Below are 17,085 nucleotides of genomic sequence, written 5' to 3'. Positions count from 1 at the left end.
GCCGGCGGCGCTCAGAGCTTGTCGAGCGGCGCGTGCCGGAGCACCAGCCAGAGCGTCTGGTCACCGAAGTCGATCTGTGCCCGGGCAGCGGAGCCGTGTCCCTCGACCGCCAGCACCCGGCCGAGACCGTAGCGCTGGTGGTTGACCCGGTCCCCGACCGCGACCTTGGGCGGCTGCTTCAACTCGCTCGCGGTGCTGAGCCGGCTGCCGTCGATGCCGAGCCGGGAGGCGAGCTGGGCCGCCTTCGGCGTACCCCCGGAGAAGCCGCCGCCCCGATAGGCGCCGGACCGTTCCTCGGCGCCGGACCTGCCGCCCACCCCGCCGCCGCTCCCGGACCAGGAGGTGTAGGCGGCCCCGGTGCGCTCCCAGCGGACCAGGTCGCCCGGCAACTCGTCGACGAACCGGGACGGCGGGTTGTAGGACGGCTGCCCCCAGGCCGACCGGGTCACCGCCCGGGACAGGTAGAGCCGCTTGCGGGCCCGGGTGATCCCGACGTACGCCAGCCGGCGCTCCTCCTCCAGCTCCCGGTTGTCGCCCAGCGCCCGCAGGTGCGGGAAGACGCCGTCCTCCAGCCCGGTCAGGAAGACCACCGGGAACTCCAGCCCCTTGGCGGTGTGCAGGGTCATCAGGGTCACCACGCCCTGGTGGTCGGGGTCGTCCGACGGCACCTGGTCGGCGTCGGCGACCAGCGCGACCTGCTCCAGGAAGCCGGCCAGGGTGGCACCGGTGCCGCCCTCGTCGGCCAGCGCCTCCACCCGTTCGGTGTACTCCCGGGCGACGCTGACCAGTTCCTGGAGGTTCTCCACCCGGCCGGCGTCCTGCGGGTCGAGGCTCTCCTCCAGCTCGCCGAGGTAGCCCGAGCGGGTCAGCACCGCCTCCAGCACCTCCTCCGGCAGGGCGGTCCCGGCCAGCTCCCGCAGCCCGTCGAGCAGGCTGACGAACTCGGCGATCGCGTTGGCCGACCGGGTGGAGATGCCGGGCGCCTCGGCGGCCCGGCGCAGCGCGGCGCCGAACGAGATCCGGTCCCGGGTGGCGAGTGCCTCCACACAGGCCTCGGCCCGGTCGCCGATGCCCCGCCGCGGGGTGTTGAGGATCCGCCGGATGCTCACCGTGTCGTCGTCGTTGACCACGGCGCGGAGGTAGGCCAGGGCGTCCCGGACCTCCTTGCGCTCGTAGAACCGGACCCCGCCGACCACCTTGTAGGGGAGCCCGACCCGGATGAAGACCTCTTCGAAGACCCGGGACTGCGCGTTGGTGCGGTAGAAGACCGCCACGTCGCCGGGGCGGGCCGCACCGGCGTCACAGAGCCGGTCGATCTCCCTGCCCACCCAGTCCGCCTCGGCGTGCTCGGTGTCGGCGACGTAACCGACGATCTGCTCCCCCGCCCCCTCCTCGCTCCACAGCCGCTTCGGCTTGCGGGAGCTGTTGCGCTCGATCACCGCGTTGGCGGCGTTGAGGATCGTCTGGGTGGAGCGGTAGTTCTGTTCGAGCAGGATGGTCCGGGCGTCGGTGAAGTCCCGCTCGAACTCGAGGATGTTCCGGATGGTGGCGCCGCGGAACGCGTAGATCGACTGGTCGGCGTCGCCGACGACGCAGAGCTCGGCCGGATCGACCCCGGGTGTGCCGCCGACCAGCTCCTTGACCAGCGTGTACTGCGCGGCGTTGGTGTCCTGGTATTCGTCGACCAGGACGTGCCGGAACCGGCGGCGGTAGCTCTCCGCGACGTGCGGATGCGACTGGAGCAGGTGCACAGTCGTCATGATCAGATCGTCGAAGTCGAGCGCGTGCGCCTCGGTCAGCCGCCGCTGGTAGAGCGTGTACGCCTCGGCCAGCGCCCGCTCGTTCGGCCCCTTCGCCCGGGCGGCGAAGGTCTCCGGGTCGACCAGCTCGTTCTTCAGGTTCGAGACCTGCGTGGTCAGCCCTCGGGCCGGATAGCGCTTCGGGTCGAGGTCCAGTTCCCGGGTGACCAACTGCATCAGCCGGCGCGAGTCGTCGGCGTCGTAGATCGAGAACGTCGACTTCAGGCCGGCGTGCTCGTGCTCGGCCCGCAGGATGCGTACGCAGGCGGAGTGGAACGTCGACACCCACATCAGCCGGGCTCTCGGCCCGACCAGCGCGGCGACCCGGTCCTTCATCTCCCCGGCCGCCTTGTTGGTGAAGGTGATCGCGATGATCTGCCCCGGGTGCACGTCCCGGGCAGCGAGCAGGTAGGCGATCCGGTGGGTCAGCACCCGGGTCTTGCCCGAGCCGGCACCGGCGACGATCAGCAGCGGTGCCCCGGAGTGGGTCACCGCGTCCCGCTGTGGCCCGTTCAGCCCGGCCAGCAGGGCCTGCGGATCGGGACCGGACGGCCGGTGCCGGGGTGTGCCCTGGGACGGCGGGACGGAGGGCGGCGGGGGTTCGAAGAGAGCATGCATCGCCTGGCGAGTCTATGCCGGCGGGGAGACAACCTCTGCCTCCGCCGGGCACTACCCGCCTCGACCGGATTGTTCCCGAAGGTCACCTTCCCCGGCATCGCCGATCCGCTTGCCAAGACACCGGTGGCTGGGCATACTCAACCCGTGATCCATCGGGCGCAGGCCTACTTCTTTTACTACGGCTCCGGGAGTCCGGCAGCCGTGGGTCGCGCCTGAACATGACCTACGAAAGCCCCGGGCTCCTGAAGCCCGGGGCCTTTTCGCGTCGGGATGCAGGCACCGGGGACCTGGCTGGCAAGGAGGACCCCATGGCGGCAGAGGTGGCGGCAGAGGTGGCAGAGCTTCCCGCGAACGGCGCCGATCCCGAGACCGGGACGAGCGCGCCGGACGCCTCGCAACACATCCTCGGGCTGCGGGACCGGATCGACGAGATCGACCGTGAGCTGATCGCCCTCTGGCAGGAGCGCGCCGCGCTCTCCCAGCAGGTCGGCCGGACCCGGATGGCCTCCGGGGGCACCCGGCTCGTCCTCTCCCGGGAGCGGGAGATCCTGGACCGGTTCCGGGATGCGCTCGGCGCCGACGGGACCCAGCTCGCCCTGCTGCTGCTGCGGGCCGGCCGCGGCCCGCTCTGAGCCGTACTCCCCTGCCGGCCCGCTCCGCCGGCCGGTCGCGGCGGGGACGGCCACCTGCAGCCCGTCGTCGGTCAAGGCTGGCCTGGACAGACGCGAGCCCGGGACGCGGCCGCATGGATGGCGGCCCGCGCCCCGGGCACTGAGGAGGCGTTCTTCTAGCATCGGTGGCCGGCCGGGTCAGGCAAACCACCGCGTCTGACCGGTCTACTCGACCGCGTGCACCACGTTCCGCTCCTCGGCGAAATGGCACGCGCTCGGGTGCGCCGAATGCTCCCGCCGCACCAGCGGCGGCTCCTCGCTGGCGCAGATCTCCTGCGCCTTCCAGCACCGGGTGCGGAACCGGCAGCCCGACGGCGGGTCGGCCGGCGAGGGCACGTCGCCCTCCAGGACGATCTGGTCCCGTTGGCCACGCAGCGTCGGGTCCGGCACCGGTACCGCCGAGAGCAGCGCCTGGGTGTACGGGTGGGTCGGCCGCTCGTAGATCTCGTCCTCGACGCCGATCTCCACGATCTTGCCCAGGTACATCACCGCGACCCGGTCGGCGATGTGCCGCACCACCGACAGGTCGTGCGCGATGAAGATGTACGACAGCCCCAACTCGTCCTGGAGGCTTTCCAGCAGGTTGATCACCTGGGCCTGGATCGACACGTCCAACGCCGACACCGGCTCGTCACAGACGATGATCTCCGGCTTGAGCGCGAGCGCCCGGGCGATCCCGATCCGCTGCCGCTGCCCACCCGAGAACTGGTGCGGATACCGGTTGATGTGCTCCGGGTTCAACCCGACCAGATCCAGCAGCTCCCGAACCCGCTGCTTCCGCTCGGCGGCCGGGGCGACCTCCGGGTGGATGTCGAAGGGTTCGCCGATGATGTCGCCGACGGTCATCCGCGGGTTCAGCGAGGTGTACGGATCCTGCAACACCATCTGGATGTTGCGCCGGGCCCTCCGCAGCGCACCGCCGGTCAGCCGGGTCATGTCCTGGCCCCGGACGTTGATCGCACCGCTGGTCGGCTTCTCCAGGCCCACCAGCAGCTTCGCCAGGGTCGACTTGCCGCAGCCGGACTCGCCGACCACGCCGAGGGTCTCGCCCCGACGCAACTGCAGGTCGATCCCATCCACCGCGCGTACCGCACCGACCTTCTTCTGGAAGACGATGCCGCGGGTGATCGGGAAGTGCTTGATCAACCCTTGGGTCTCCAGCACGACCTCGTCACTTGACGGCTGGCTCATTGCCGATCACCTCCGTCCAGAAATGGCACCGCGCCGTCCGGACCGGATCCACCTGGTACTGCGGCGGGGGCGGGTCGGCCAGGCACGCGTCGCGGGCGTACCCGCACCGCGGGTGGAACGGGCAGCCGCCCGGAATCCGGGTCAGGTTGGGCGGCAGGCCCTTGATCACGTTGAGCTGCCGGCCCTTGAGGTCCAGCCGCGGAATCGACTCCAGCAGGGCCTTGGTGTACGGGTGCGCCGGCCGGGCGTAGATATCCAGCACCGGCGCCTCCTCGACCACCTTCCCGGCGTACATCACCGAGATTCGGTCGGCCACGTCGGCGACCACACCCATGTCGTGGGTGATCAGGATCAGCCCCATGTTCCGTTCCCGCCGCAACTCGGCGAGGAGGTTCATGATCTGGGCCTGCACCGTCACGTCCAGCGCGGTGGTCGGCTCGTCCGCGATCAGCACCTTCGGGTCGAGCGCCAGCGCCATCGCGATCATGACGCGCTGCCGCATGCCGCCGGAGAACTGGTGCGGATAGTCGTTGACCCGCTGCCGGGCGGCCGGGATCTTGACCAGGTCGAGCAGTTCGATCGACCGCTTCCGGGCATCCTGCCGGGACATTCCACGATGCACCCGGAACAGCTCGCCGAGCTGGAACCCGACCGAGAAGACCGGGTTCAGCGCGGAGAGCGCGTCCTGGAAGATCATCGCGATGTGGTTGGCCCGCACCTTGCGGCGCTGCTCCTCGGGAAGCTTGAGCAGGTCGACACCGCGGTAGCGGATCGCACCTCCGGTGATGAACCCGGGTGGCGAGTCCAGGATGCCCATGATCGCCTGGGCGGTCACCGACTTGCCGCAGCCGGACTCGCCCAGGATGGCCAGCGTCTCGCCGGGATCCAGGTGCAGGTCCACCCCGTTGATCGCGCGGGCGATCCCGACCTGGGTATGGAACTCGACCTGGAGCTTCTCGACCTCCAGCAGCCGGGCGGACGAGTCCAGCCCGGGTAGGACGTCGATCTCTGCCTTGATATCGGTCATGGGTCAGCTCACCGCAGCCTCGGGTCGAAGGCGTCGCGGATCGCGTCGCCGAGCATGATGAACGCCAGCACGGTCATCGCCAGGAAGATCGACGGCCAGACCAGTGGAGTGGCCGTCTCCCGGACGTACGGCGCCGCTGTCGAGATGTCGACCCCCCAGGAGATCTCGTTGCCCCGCAGACCGACGCCGAGGAAGGTCAGGGTGGCCTCGGTGGAGATGTTGATGCCGAGCAGGATGGTCAGCACCACCACGAACGGCGCCGCCGCGTTCGGCAGGATGTGCCGGAACATCAACCGGCCGGAGCCGGCACCGAGCATCCGGGCCGCCGCAACGTAGTCCTGGCTCTTGGCCGCGATGACCGACGATCGCATGATCCGGGCGCCGGTGGTCCAGGTCAGCACGCCGAGGGTGACGACCACCGCCCAGAAACCCGAGTTCTGCGGGTCCGAGGAGAGGCGCCGGGCCAGCACGATCGCCGCGAGCAGACTGGGGATGCCCAGCACGATGTCGATGCCCCGGGCCAGCAGGGCGTCGATCCAGCCGCCGAAGTAGCCGGCCGTCATGCCCACGAGCAGGCCGATCACTCCGGCGATGGCGGTCGCGAGGAGCCCGATCAACACCGAGTTGCGGGCGCCGTAGACCGTCCGGGCGTAGACGTCGCAGCCCTGGAAGTTGTAGCCGAAGATGGCCGAGCCGGTCGGGCCCTGGTGCTGCCGGGACAGCGCGCACGCCTCGGGGTTGGCCGAGGTGAACAGGCTCGGGAAAGCCGCCATCACGACGACCAGCACCACCAGCACGGCGGCGAACCAGAAGACCCAGTTGTGCCGCAGGTCATCCCAGGCGTCTCCGGTCAGACTGCGCGACTTCTCGGGGCCGCCGTCCGACGACACCGGCACACCGGCGGCGTCGGGTACCTCCGCCTGGGTGACGGATTCCACGTTACTCATCGGACGCCTCGCTTACTCGTGCCGTCGCCTCGCCGGCCCGGCGCCGCCCCGAGGACACCTTCACACCGAGCAGGTTGATTCGTTCGCTTCGCTCACTCGTACCGCCGCCTCGCTGCGCTCGGCGCCGGCCCGAGGAGACATACACACCGAGCAGGTTGATTCGTTCGCTTCGCTCACTCATAGCGGATCCTCGGGTCGAGTACCGCGTACAACAGATCGACGACCAGGTTGACCACCAGGAAGACGATCACCAGGATGCTGACGAAGCCGACCACCAGCGGGCCGTCCTCGGTCCGGATCCCGCGGAACAGGTTGAAACCGACGCCCGGGATGTTGAACACACCCTCGGTGACGATCGCTCCGGCCATCAGGTTGCCCAGGTCGACACCGATCAGCGTGATGACCGGGATCAGCGAGTTGCGCAAGACGTGTACGCCGATCACCCGGCGGTTCGCCAGTCCCTTGGCCCGGGCGGTACGGACGTAGTCCGAGCGGAGGTTCTCCGCCACCGCGGCACGGGTCACCCGGATCTGGGTGGCGATCACCAGAGCGCTCAGCACGAGCGCCGGCAGGAGGAGTTGATAGAACCCGGGTTCGCCGCCGGCTGTCGCCGGGAACCACTTCAACTGCACCCCGAAGACGAGCTGGGCCAGCGGGGCCAGCACCACGATCGGCAGCGAGAGCAGGACCAGCGTGATCATCAGCGTGCTGGTGTCGAAGATCCCGCCACGGCGGATCCCGGAGATGACACCGGCGGTGACGGCGACCAGGGCCGAGATGATGATCGCGTAGACCGCCAGCCGGATGGTGACCGGCCAGGCCTGCTGCATCATCTCGCTGATCGGCCGGTTGGTGAGCGAGATGCCGAAGTCCCCCGTCAGCAGGCCACGGATGTAGTGGCCATATTGGACGAGGAGCGGGTCGTCCAGATGGTACCTTTCGGTGAGCGCCTGCCGGACGTTCTCCGGCACCGGCCGCTCACCCACCAGAGCCTGGAGCGGGTCGTCCTGGTTGGCGAACATCAGCGCGTACACGATGAAGGTGGCCCCGAAGAACGTCAGGACCCCTTGCAGCACGCGCCGCACGAAGTAGCGGAACATATCTCAAGTCCTTAGAGACGAGCATCGGTGACTGCCTGCTGGGCAGCAGACCGTGATGCGCACGGTAGCGCGACCGCAGCCTCACCGGTCCCCGGTCACCGGGCCGGTAAGGCTGCGACGGACGGTCCGGTCCGACCCAGGCTGGGTGGGACCGGACCGTCCGGTCGCTGGAGCAGTCAGGTCAGCTCGTCGCCTCGATCTTGAGGAGCTCGACCTTCTGGAACTTGTCAAGTTCGACGTTCTTGACCCGCTCGGAGTGGCCGTAGACGTTCTGGCCGAACCGCAGCGGGATCACCGGCATGTCGCGGACGAGGATGTCCTCGGCCTGCTGCCAGAGCTTGATGGCCTCTTCCTCGGTCGGCGCGGCCGAGCCCTGCTTGACCAGGTTGTCGAACTCCGGGTTGCTGTAACCGTAGTAGTTCGACGAGCCGTTGGTGCTGAACAGCGGGCCGAGGTAGTTCTCCATCAGCGGGTAGTCCATGATCCAGCCGAGCCGGATCAGGCCGACGTCTTCCTTCTTCTCGACCTTGGTGAGCAGGTCGGCGAACTTCGGCTCGCCGACGCCGACGCAGTCGACGCCCAGGTTGGCCTTGAGCTGGTTGCAGGTCGCGTCGACCCAGGCCTTGTGGCCACCGTCAGCGTTGTACGTGATCTTGATCTGCTTCGGGCCGCCCGCGGCCTCGTAGGCCGCCTTGGCCTTGGCCGGGTCGTAGGTGCAGGCCTCGCCGCAGCTGTTCTCGCGGTAGCCGGCCACCGCCGGGGAGACGAACGCCGCCGCCGGGCTCTGCGCGCCGCGGAAGATGTTGTCGGTGATCTCCTTGCGGTTGATCGCCATCGAGATCGCCTTGCGGACCTCGACCTTCGAGTACTGCGGGAGGAAGGTCGGGAAGCCGACGAACTGGAACACCGAGTTCGGGCCGGTCTTGAAGCGGTCACCGAGGTCGGCCGGGGCGGTGGCCAGGTTCTCGATCGGAATCTGGGTCACCACGTCCAGGGCGCCACCCATCAGGTCGGCGTACTGGGCGGTCTGCTCCTGGTAGATCTTGTAGGTGACCCCGCCGACCTTCGGCTTGTCGCCCGGGTAGGCGTCGTAGCGCTCGACCTCGATCTTCGAGTCGTGCTGCCAGGTGCCCTTCATCTTGAACGGGCCGTTGCCGATCGGAGCCTGCTCGTACTCCTCCTTGAGCACGCCCTCCGAGGCGAACGCGGCGTTCGGCAGCGGGTAGAAGACGGTGTAGCCCATGACCGAGCGCCAGCCGGAGAAAGGCTCGCTCAGCGTGACCGTGAAGGTCTGGTCGTCGACCTTCTTCAGGCCGGACATGGTCTTCGCCGCCGGGTCCGGAGCCTTCTTCGGGCCGTCGCCGTCCGGGTCCTCGGACTGCAGGTCCTTGTAGCCCTCGATCCGCTCGAAGAAGTAGGAGCCGCCGTTGCCGTTCGGGCCGTAGGCGCCGTGGTTCCAGGCGTTGATGTAGCTGTCGGCGGTCACCTTCTCACCGTTGTGGAAGGTGTAGCCGTCCTTCAGCTTGACCGTCCAGACCTTGTTGTCGGTCGACTCGACCGACTCGGCGGCAACCAGGTACGGCTTGTTGTCGGCGTCGAAGTCCACCAGCGGGCTGAAGAGTGCTGCGAGCACCTCGGCACCGTTGGACTCGGTCGTGTTGGAGGGGATCAGGTGCTGGGGCTCGCCGATGCCGATCGAGACCACGGCGTCCGCCGCCGAAGTCTCGTCATCGCCGCCACTGCCGCAGCCTGCCGCCAACAACATTATGGCGGTCGCTCCGACCGCCATCTTTAACGGGAAATGCCCGCGCATGAGTGATGCCTCCTCAGGGCGCTCACGAGGGACTGTGAGGTGACTGACACTGTGACACTGAGCCGCCTAGCGCGGAAAGGTGCCGTTATCAACCCGTTAGTTGCCGGCAATGTTTCAGACATGCCCCAGACCGACGGGCACCCGCTCTGAACATGGGCCCTGAGCAGGCAAAACGTCACCGGGACGGGTTGCTTCGGCGACCGATCACACGGTTCGCTGTGACCTTTCCCGCCCACCGTAGGCGCTCTCCGATGTCAAGCGCATACCGACCGTGCTCATCCGTTTGGAGGATACGGAGTCGTGCGCCCGGGAACCCGACAGGCAGCAAGGTAGCGAAACCCATCGATGTATGGTACCTGGTCGTCATCCTTCGGACACCCACCGCTCGGGCGATGTCACACCGGCGGATCCGCCGATGCCCGGACCTCCGCCCGGGGTCCGGGCATCGGCGATCAGACCAGACGGCGGTCGGCAGCCCACCGGGACAGCTCGTAGCGGTTCGACATCTGGAGCTTGCGCAGCACGTTCGAGACGTGCGTCTCCACGGTCTTGATGGAGATGAAGAGCTCCTTGGCGATCTCCTTGTACGCGTAGCCCCGGGCCAGCAGCCGCAGCACCTCCCGCTCGCGGTTGGTGAGCTGGTCCAGCTCGGGATCGGCGACCGGCGCGTCCGGCCGGGAGGCGAAGGAGTCCAACACGAACCCGGCCAGCCGGGGACTGAACACCGCGTCACCGTCGGCGACCCGACGGATCGCGGCGGTCAACTCGTCCGGCGAGATGGTCTTGGTGACGTATCCCCGGGCACCGGCCCGGATCAGCCCGATCACGTCCTCGGCGGCGTCGGAGACACTGAGCGCCAGGAACCGCACCTCCGGCCGGGTACGCCGGACCGCCTCCAGCACCGCCCGGCCCCCTCCGTCCGGCATGTGCACGTCGAGCAGCACCACATCGGGCTCGGTGGCGGCGATCCGGCTGATCGCCTCGGCCACCGTGCTGGCCTCGCCGACCACCTCGACGTGCGTCCCCAGCTCGGCGCGAACGCCGGCCCGGAACATCGCGTGATCGTCGACGAGAAACACCCGCAGCGGCCGCGGCTCGGGCGTCGCCTCCCGCACCGGCTCCGTCGGCTCGACCATGATCGTTACCTGTCCTTCCCTGGTGCCGCGCCCTCCCGAGGAATCGGGAGGAAGAGTCTCACCTCGGTGCCGTCCCCCGGCGTACTGCGGATCTCCGCCCGCCCGCCGTGCCGCTTCATCCGCCCGATGATCGAGCCGCGTACGCCGTGCCGGTGTCCCTCAACGGTAGTCGGGTCGAACCCCGCGCCGCGATCGCGGACGAAGACGCTCACCTGCTCCGGCTCGACCTCGGCATAGAGCGAGACGGTCTGCACCTTGGCATGCCGGGCCGCGTTGACCAGCGCCTCCCGGGCGGCGGCCACCAGCGCGCCGACCCGTTCGTCGGTCTCCCTGTCGCCGACCACCACCGTCTCCACGGTGATCGCGAAGGTGTCCTCCACCTCGGCCGCGGCCTGCTCCAGCGCTGCGGCGAACCGCTCGGTCGGCGAGCCGGTCGGCTTGTAGAGCCAGCTCCGCAACGAGCGCTCCTGCCCCCGGGCGAGCCGCTGCACCGTCTTGACGTCTGCCGCGTTGCGCTGGATCAGGGCGAGGGTATGCAGCACCTGGTCGTGGATCATCGCGGCCAGCTCGGCCCGCTCCTGCTCGCGGATCCGCCCCTCCCGCTCAGCCCGCAACTGGTTGTAGGTCCGCCAGAGCACCGGTGCGGCCACCACGCCGACCCCGGCGAGCGCGACCAGGGCGAAGATCACCCCGTTGATCACCGCATCGAAGTTGCCCTGCGGGCGGTAGACCGCCACGACCCCGATCAGGCCGATCGCGACCAGTATCCCGCCACCGATGAACCGCAGCACGAAGGCCCGGCGGTCGCTCTCCGCCACCACCGCCCCGAGCCACGGCACCGGCAGCGACCGGTCCCACTGCCAGCGGCGCTCGGGCGCGGACTGGTGCCAGATCACCCCGGCGCCGACCGCGATGATCGAGACCAGCCAGCCCGCGGTCCCGGCCACCCCGTCGGACTTGAAGGCAAGCACCTCGATCAGGATCACGGCGAGCCCGATGGCCACGAACGGCAGCAGCTGGAAGACGTTGCGCCGGGGCGGGGTGCCACCTGGCAACGGCGGCACCACCGCCCAGAACGCCGCGTAGAGCAGCAGGCCGAGCCCGCTGAACCCGAGCAGCAGGAGGAACGCCACGCGTACCCACACCGCCCGGATGCCCAGGTGCAGGGCGATCCCGGCGGCCACGCCGGCGACCATCCGGTGGTCGCGGGCCCGGTAGAGGCGGGGTGGCTCGGTCGTGGCGCGGATCTTCGATCTCCTCGTCGTCTCGGGCGGTGGGGTGGGCGTGCGCTGAGCTGCCGCATCACGTCCCGTTCCACCGACGCTCCGATCGTCACACGCTGGCCGGCCCGACAGCCATGGGGACTCCCCGGACTTCGCCCGTGGGATATCTCAGGGTGGGCTCAGGGTTGTCGCCTGAGGCCGGCCGGACCGGCGACAGCGGAGGATCGAACCATGACCGACGAAGCCGCCGCCGCCCGCGGAACGCCCGGCCCGGCGGGCGGCCCCGACCCAGCGGACAACCCCGGCCCGAGCCAGGGGACGCTGGGCACGCCAGACCCCGGCGCCGCCGGCCCGGAGCGGGCCGCGCCACAGGACGCACCGCCACCGGGTACCGGCTGGCCAACGCCACCCGGCGCGCCACCGCCACCCGGAGCCGGCGCGCCACCGCCACCCGGAGCCGGCGCGCCACCGCCGCCCGGAGCGCCGCCACCGGGAGCCGGCGGGCCGCCGCCGGAGTTCGGGTTCGCCTACCGGTACGGACTCGTCCGGCCGACCGAGGGACGCTACCTGGCCGGGGTCTGCGCCGCCCTCGGCCGGGCCACGAACAGCGACCCGATCCTCTGGCGGGTACTCCTCGCCGTGCTCGGATTCTTCGGTGGGATCGGCCTTCTGGTATACCTCGCGGCCTGGCTGATCATCCCCTCCGAGGGGGACACCGCCTCGCCGGTGGAGTCGATGCTCGGCCGGGGCCGGTCGAGCATGTCCCCGGTCACCGTGCTGGTGCTCGGCATCGTCGCGGCGGTGATGTTCGGCTTCATCGTGACCGACACCTACCGGGCCGTCCTGCTCGGCGCGGCCGTGCTGATCGGCGGCGCGCTGCTGCTCAACCGGGACCGGAACCGGAACCAGCCGTACTGGCAGCCGGGTGCCGGGCCGCCGCCACCGGGGCAGCAGTACCCGGGACCGGGCCAGCAGTACCCGGGACCTGGTCAGGCGGTTCCTCCGCCGGCTGCGCCCGGACACCCGGGGTGGTACCCGCCACAGCCGACCGCCGCACCGGGCCACCCGGGCGGACCCGCGACGGCCCCCTCGGCCCCACCGCCGGCCCCCGCCTGGCCGGCCAGTTCCCCATCGGTGGCCGTACCGACCGGGCATCACCCCGCCGCCGTACCCCCGGTGCCTCCCCTACCACCGGGCGGCTACCGGGCACCGTTCGCGCCACACGGTCCGTACGCCACCCGGCCGGCACCGGTTCCGCCACCGCCGCCGCCGCCGACCAAGACGAAGCCCCCGAAACGGCCTCGTGAACGGTCCGCGCTGGGTCCCGCCACCTTCTCGCTGATCTTCGTGGCGATCGGCCTGGTCGCGATCCTGGACCTGACCAACGCGATCCCGGTGCAGCCCTCCACCTACTTCGCCGCCGTGCTGGTGACCATCGCCCTCGGGCTGCTGGTCGGGGCCTGGTTCGGCCGGGCCCGATGGCTGATCGCCCTCGGGCTGGTCGCCGCCTGCGCGCTCGGCATCTCCACGGTCGCCGAGTCCTACACCCGACTACGCGGTGAGGAGAACGTGTTCTGGACGCCGGCCAGCTACGACGTGATGGCCGACCGCTACGAGACCCGGCTGGGCAACGCCACGCTCGACCTGACCCGGATCGACTTCATCGACCGGGACGCCCGGGTGAGCGTCGACGTCAGCCTCGGCGAGGTGAGGGTGATCCTGCCACCCACCGTCGACCTGACCGTCCGACTGGACGTCAACGCGGGCGACGCCCTGATCATGGACCGCAGGTACAGCAACTTCGACGGCAGTCAACGGGTGGTGACCGACCTCGGCGAGGACGGTCCCGGTGGCGGCAAGCTGCTGCTCGACCTGACGGTCAACGCCGCCAGCGCGGAGGTGACTCGTTAACGCTTCGTCACGGCAGCCGGAAGGTGTACCGCACCGTCTCGTCCACGTCCGCAAGCACCCCAGCCGCACCCGACAGTTCCGCCGACACGGAGGAGTCGACGCCATGCCGACAGCAACCACCGCGCCCGACCGCCGTTCCCTCCCCGTGGCTGATGCCAGGGGCCTTCCGGGCGGCTTCCGATGAAGGCGCACCGGACCGACGGGGTGTCACTGACGTTCGCCCTGATCTTCCTAGGCATCACCGCCTGGTGGTTGTTCGCGCAGCTCACGCGCCTCACGCTGCCGGCGATCGGCTGGCTGGTGGCCGCGGGTCTGATCGGGGTCGGCGCGCTGGGCCTGATCGGTGCGCTCCGGGCCAACCGGTCCGGGCGGCAGCCGGCGGCGGTGCCGGACGCGGCCGGTCCCGGATCCCCGGCCGCACCGACCGGCACCTCGACCGCCGATACCGGATCGGCCGACGCGTCCCTCGGTTCGCTCTTCGAGCAGAACCCGGCCGGGTCGCCCCACGGGCACCCGACCGAGCTGTTCGACCACGACACCACCGAGTCGTTCCACCGGGACACCGAGTCGTTCGACCGCGACACCACCGAACCGATCGACCGGGACGCCAGCGGGCACAGCACGGAACCGATCGACCGGGACGCCAGCGGGCACAGCACGGAACCGATCGACCGGGACGCCGCCGAACCGTTGTACGGGGACACGACCGAGCGAATCGACGGGGGCGCTGCCGGGCCGGCCCACCCACCACCGCAGTCGTCGGCCGGGGAGGCCACCGCGACGGACCGGCGCGACGAGCGGCCGGCGTGACGTCACAAGCCACCGGCGCGATCAGTGCGACTCGGTCAGGCGGTGCCTAAACTGGCCGGCGGAGGTTGGCGCCTCTGCCGGCCGGTCCGCACCGGCCGCCGGAACCGCCCCACCTCGTAGCCCGCGCCGCTATCGGCCGCCGCCCGTCCTTACCTCGCGAGGAGCCCGCCCGAGATGACCCAGTCCCCCGCCGTACGCGCCACCGGTCCAGGCCGTCCGGTCCGCGTCGGCGAGCGCGCCGCCCGCGTCCTCACCACCGAGATGTCCCGGCACCACGGTCCCAAGACCACCCTGCTGGTCGGGGTCAGCACCGACTCGTCCGTACTCGCCGCAGCGGTCGACGCGCTGCTGCCCGGCGACGTACTCACCGTGGTGCCGGTGGACACACTCGCCGCCGATCAGCTCCGGGAGCACGTTCCGGCCCTCGGTCGGTGGATCGCCCAACGCGTACGGGTCGCGGACTCGCTGGCCGAGGCGGACGCGGCGGACGTGGTGATCGCCGCGGAACCGCTGACCGGCAGCGCCGAGGAGACCCGGACGACGCTGGACGGGCTCGCCAAGTACCTGACCGACGGTGGCGTACTCAGCGTGCTGGTCCCCGCGCTGCCGGGTCGGGCGGCGGGCGCGGTCGGCGAACTGGAACGGCAGAGCGCGCTCTTCGGCGTCGGTACCGACCTCGTCCTGGTCAACCAGCCCCCGCTCCGCGTGCACCGCCTCCGGTTCACCCCGGCCGACGTCTCGGTGGCGGCCCGGTTGGCGCCGGCCCACCGTACGTCGAGCATTCGGCTGACCCGCGGGCTGCACATCGACTCGAACGGAGTGGCGGCGGCCGGCATCGCGCTGGGGATCGCCGCGCTCACCCGGGTCACCCGGCCCAAGTCCCGGCTCTGGCTGGTGCCGGCGCTGGCCGCCGGCCCGGTGGCCGCGTTCTTCCGCGACCCGGAGCGGGACATTCCGGACGACGAGTCCGCGGTGGTCGCCGCCGCCGACGGTCAGGTGCTCTCGGTGCAGCGGCTCCGGGACGAGCGCTTCGGCGACGGGGAGTTCCTCCGGATCGCCGTCTTCCTCTCCGTGTTGGACGTGCACGTCAACCGCTCACCGGTGGCCGGCAAGGTGGTCGACTACTTCGTCGCGGACGGTGGCTTCGCGGCCGCGATGAAACCGGACGCCGAGCACAACGTGGCCGCGTACACGGTGCTGGACACCGACCACGGCACGGTGGTGGTGGCCCAGCGGACCGGGCTGATCGCCCGGCGGATCGTGCAGCGGGCGCCGATCGGGGCGCTGCTGGCCCGGGGCGAGCGGTTCGGTCTGATCCGGTTCGGTTCGCGTACCGACGTCTACCTGCCCGCCGACGCGGCCGAGCCGGTGGTCGGTCCGGGCGAACGGGTCATCGGCGGATCATCCGTGATCGCCCGCTGGCGCTGACCGGATCTGTGGCTTCCGTCCGCCGCCGGGCCGGACCTGTGGCTTCCGTCCGCCGCCGGGCTCGCCGGCGGCGGACTCTCGCTCACCGCAGCCGCTCGGGCGGCGACGTTCTCCGGGCGCGGCTCTCCAACGGCAGCGGGATGGTAGCGGTGGGCCGGGTCAGGCCGTGCGGCGCTGACGCCACCAGAGCAACGGCCCGCTGACCAGGTAACCGACCACCAGAATCGCGAAGGTGAGCCGGATGTCGATCAGGGCACCGATCACCGGGGCCAGCCAGAGCCACGGCGGCAGCTTGATCAGGCGGGCGAGCTTGGCGTACGGGAAGCTGGAGACCATCGCGAAGGCGAGCAGGCCCACGCCGGCCACCTGCACCTCGCCGGAGACCGGCAGCCCGATCAGCACCGCCAGGGCGAGCACCGCCGCGGCCATCGTGGTCGGCACCCCGCAGAAGAACCGCCCGTCCTTCGGCGAGACGTTGAACCGGGCGAGCCGGATCGCCGCGCAGGCCGCGACAAGCGCGCAGGCCACCCCGGCGGCGGCGGTCGAGACCGAACCCACCAGGGAGGCGTAGACCACCACCGGGGCGGCCAGGCCGAACGAGCACATGTCGGCCAGCGAGTCCATCTGGGCACCGAACGGGCTGGCCACGCCCATCTTGCGGGCCAGCGCCCCGTCGAGGCCGTCGAACGCCACGCAGGCGATCAGGCAGTACGCCGCGACCCGCACATCGCCCTGCATCGCCTGGAAGATGGCGAGCAGCCCGAGCGTCAGGCTGGCCAGGGTGCAGGCGTTGACCACGGCGAACTTGATCCGGCGGGCCATGCTCCGCTCGCCGGGCAGCAGCGGGATCGCCATCGCCGGGCCGGGGGCGTCGACCGGGTCGGCGGGACCGACGACCGGACTCACCGGGACGGAGGCCTCGATCTCGGCGGCGGTCAGCCGACCGACACCGTACGGGTCGAGTGGGACGGAGTCCTCGGGGAAGCGGCGGTCGGCCCGGATGAGTGTGCTGGCGCCGGCGGCGTCCAGCTCGTGCTCCCGGCGTCCCACCCGGACCAGCAACACCTGCCGGGCGAACGTGCCGCTGCGGCGCAGCGGCCCCGCCCAGCGACGCCCTGCCGGGCGCGGGCTGTCCGACGTACGACGCCGACGCCAAGGGGCTCTCGGCACGATTCCTCCATCACCGGGTTACTGGTCCGCCACCGTGGCGGCACCCGCCCAAGCGCCATCGGGCGCCGGGACTCCTTGGCCGGCAACCAATTGCGGCCTACACCATCGCACAGACGACAGGGATTGGCGATAGCTGTATGAGGGATCTTTCTCCCAAACCACCCGAGGTGCTCAGACCTCTCATCCGGGAAGCTATCCCCGGATGTGGCCCGGTTTCGGGCCTGTCCGCAACTCTAGCCGA

Annotated in this window: 12 protein-coding genes and 1 pseudogene; 4 read left to right on the top strand and 9 right to left on the bottom strand. The window is 70.5% G+C overall.

Annotated elements, in window-relative coordinates; genetic code table 11:
* Window positions 1–11: 11 nt before the first annotated feature.
* Window positions 12–2,417 (bottom strand): DNA helicase PcrA, encoded by a 2,406-nt coding sequence (pcrA, locus tag ABNF97_RS15990; RefSeq protein WP_349338987.1) that lies wholly within the window; start codon window positions 2,415–2,417, stop codon window positions 12–14.
* A gap of 308 nt (window positions 2,418–2,725) precedes the next feature.
* On the opposite strand from pcrA, the gene ABNF97_RS15985 reads away from it, so the two are divergent.
* Complete coding sequence (locus ABNF97_RS15985; RefSeq protein WP_130462055.1) at window positions 2,726–3,049, top strand: chorismate mutase; 324 nt, start codon at window positions 2,726–2,728, stop codon at window positions 3,047–3,049.
* Window positions 3,050–3,253: 204 nt separating this feature from the next.
* Here the strand turns inward: ABNF97_RS15985 and ABNF97_RS15980 are convergent, their stop codons facing one another.
* The 7 genes from ABNF97_RS15980 to ABNF97_RS15950 form a co-directional block, all read right to left on the bottom strand.
* Window positions 3,254–4,279 carry a dipeptide ABC transporter ATP-binding protein gene (locus tag ABNF97_RS15980; protein WP_130462054.1) on the bottom strand — a complete coding sequence of 342 codons (1,026 nt, stop codon included), beginning with the start codon at window positions 4,277–4,279 and terminating at the stop codon, window positions 3,254–3,256.
* Window positions 4,260–5,306, bottom strand: a complete 1,047-nt coding sequence (locus ABNF97_RS15975) for an oligopeptide/dipeptide ABC transporter ATP-binding protein (protein WP_130462053.1) — start codon at window positions 5,304–5,306, stop codon at window positions 4,260–4,262. Before ABNF97_RS15975 ends, ABNF97_RS15980 begins: the two co-directional genes overlap by 20 nt.
* Before the next feature lie 8 nt (window positions 5,307–5,314).
* The gene (locus ABNF97_RS15970) at window positions 5,315–6,253 is read right to left on the bottom strand and encodes an ABC transporter permease subunit (RefSeq protein ID WP_130462052.1); all 939 of its coding nucleotides are present in this window, start codon (window positions 6,251–6,253) and stop codon (window positions 5,315–5,317) included.
* A gap of 173 nt (window positions 6,254–6,426) precedes the next feature.
* Window positions 6,427–7,353: an ABC transporter permease subunit gene (locus tag ABNF97_RS15965; protein WP_130462051.1), complete on the bottom strand. Its 927-nt coding sequence runs from the start codon at window positions 7,351–7,353 to the stop codon at window positions 6,427–6,429.
* 181 nt (window positions 7,354–7,534) lie between these two features.
* Entirely contained in the window at window positions 7,535–9,166 is a 1,632-nt protein-coding gene (locus ABNF97_RS15960; protein ID WP_502930491.1) for a peptide ABC transporter substrate-binding protein, read from the bottom strand.
* 452 nt (window positions 9,167–9,618) lie between these two features.
* A complete protein-coding gene (locus tag ABNF97_RS15955) occupies window positions 9,619–10,302 on the bottom strand; it encodes a response regulator (protein ID WP_130462049.1) in 684 nt (227 codons plus the stop codon).
* A 5-nt stretch (window positions 10,303–10,307) separates the two neighbouring features.
* Window positions 10,308–11,549, bottom strand: coding sequence for a PspC domain-containing protein (locus tag ABNF97_RS15950; RefSeq protein WP_349339010.1), 1,242 nt, complete (start codon window positions 11,547–11,549; stop codon window positions 10,308–10,310).
* A gap of 207 nt (window positions 11,550–11,756) precedes the next feature.
* Here ABNF97_RS15950 and ABNF97_RS15945 point away from each other — a divergent pair, with 207 nt between their 5' ends.
* The 3 genes and pseudogenes from ABNF97_RS15945 to ABNF97_RS15935 all read left to right on the top strand — a co-directional run bounded on the left by ABNF97_RS15945 (window position 11,757) and on the right by ABNF97_RS15935 (window position 15,674).
* Entirely contained in the window at window positions 11,757–13,436 is a 1,680-nt protein-coding gene (locus ABNF97_RS15945) for a PspC domain-containing protein (RefSeq protein WP_349338985.1), read from the top strand.
* Between the two features lie 180 nt (window positions 13,437–13,616).
* Window positions 13,617–13,865: pseudogene (locus ABNF97_RS34170) on the top strand (hypothetical protein); the annotation flags it as partial.
* Between the two features lie 555 nt (window positions 13,866–14,420).
* Window positions 14,421–15,674: a phosphatidylserine decarboxylase gene (locus ABNF97_RS15935; RefSeq protein WP_349338983.1), complete on the top strand. Its 1,254-nt coding sequence runs from the start codon at window positions 14,421–14,423 to the stop codon at window positions 15,672–15,674.
* Window positions 15,675–15,833: 159 nt separating this feature from the next.
* Here ABNF97_RS15935 and ABNF97_RS15930 read toward each other — a convergent pair whose 3' ends face one another.
* Window positions 15,834–16,769: a CDP-alcohol phosphatidyltransferase family protein gene (locus tag ABNF97_RS15930; protein ID WP_130465835.1), complete on the bottom strand. Its 936-nt coding sequence runs from the start codon at window positions 16,767–16,769 to the stop codon at window positions 15,834–15,836.
* Window positions 16,770–17,085 lie beyond the last annotated feature (316 nt).

This window comes from Plantactinospora sp. B6F1 (assembly GCF_040120695.1).
Classification (GTDB): domain Bacteria; phylum Actinomycetota; class Actinomycetes; order Mycobacteriales; family Micromonosporaceae; genus Plantactinospora.
This window is presented reverse-complemented; position numbering and strand designations above follow the sequence as displayed.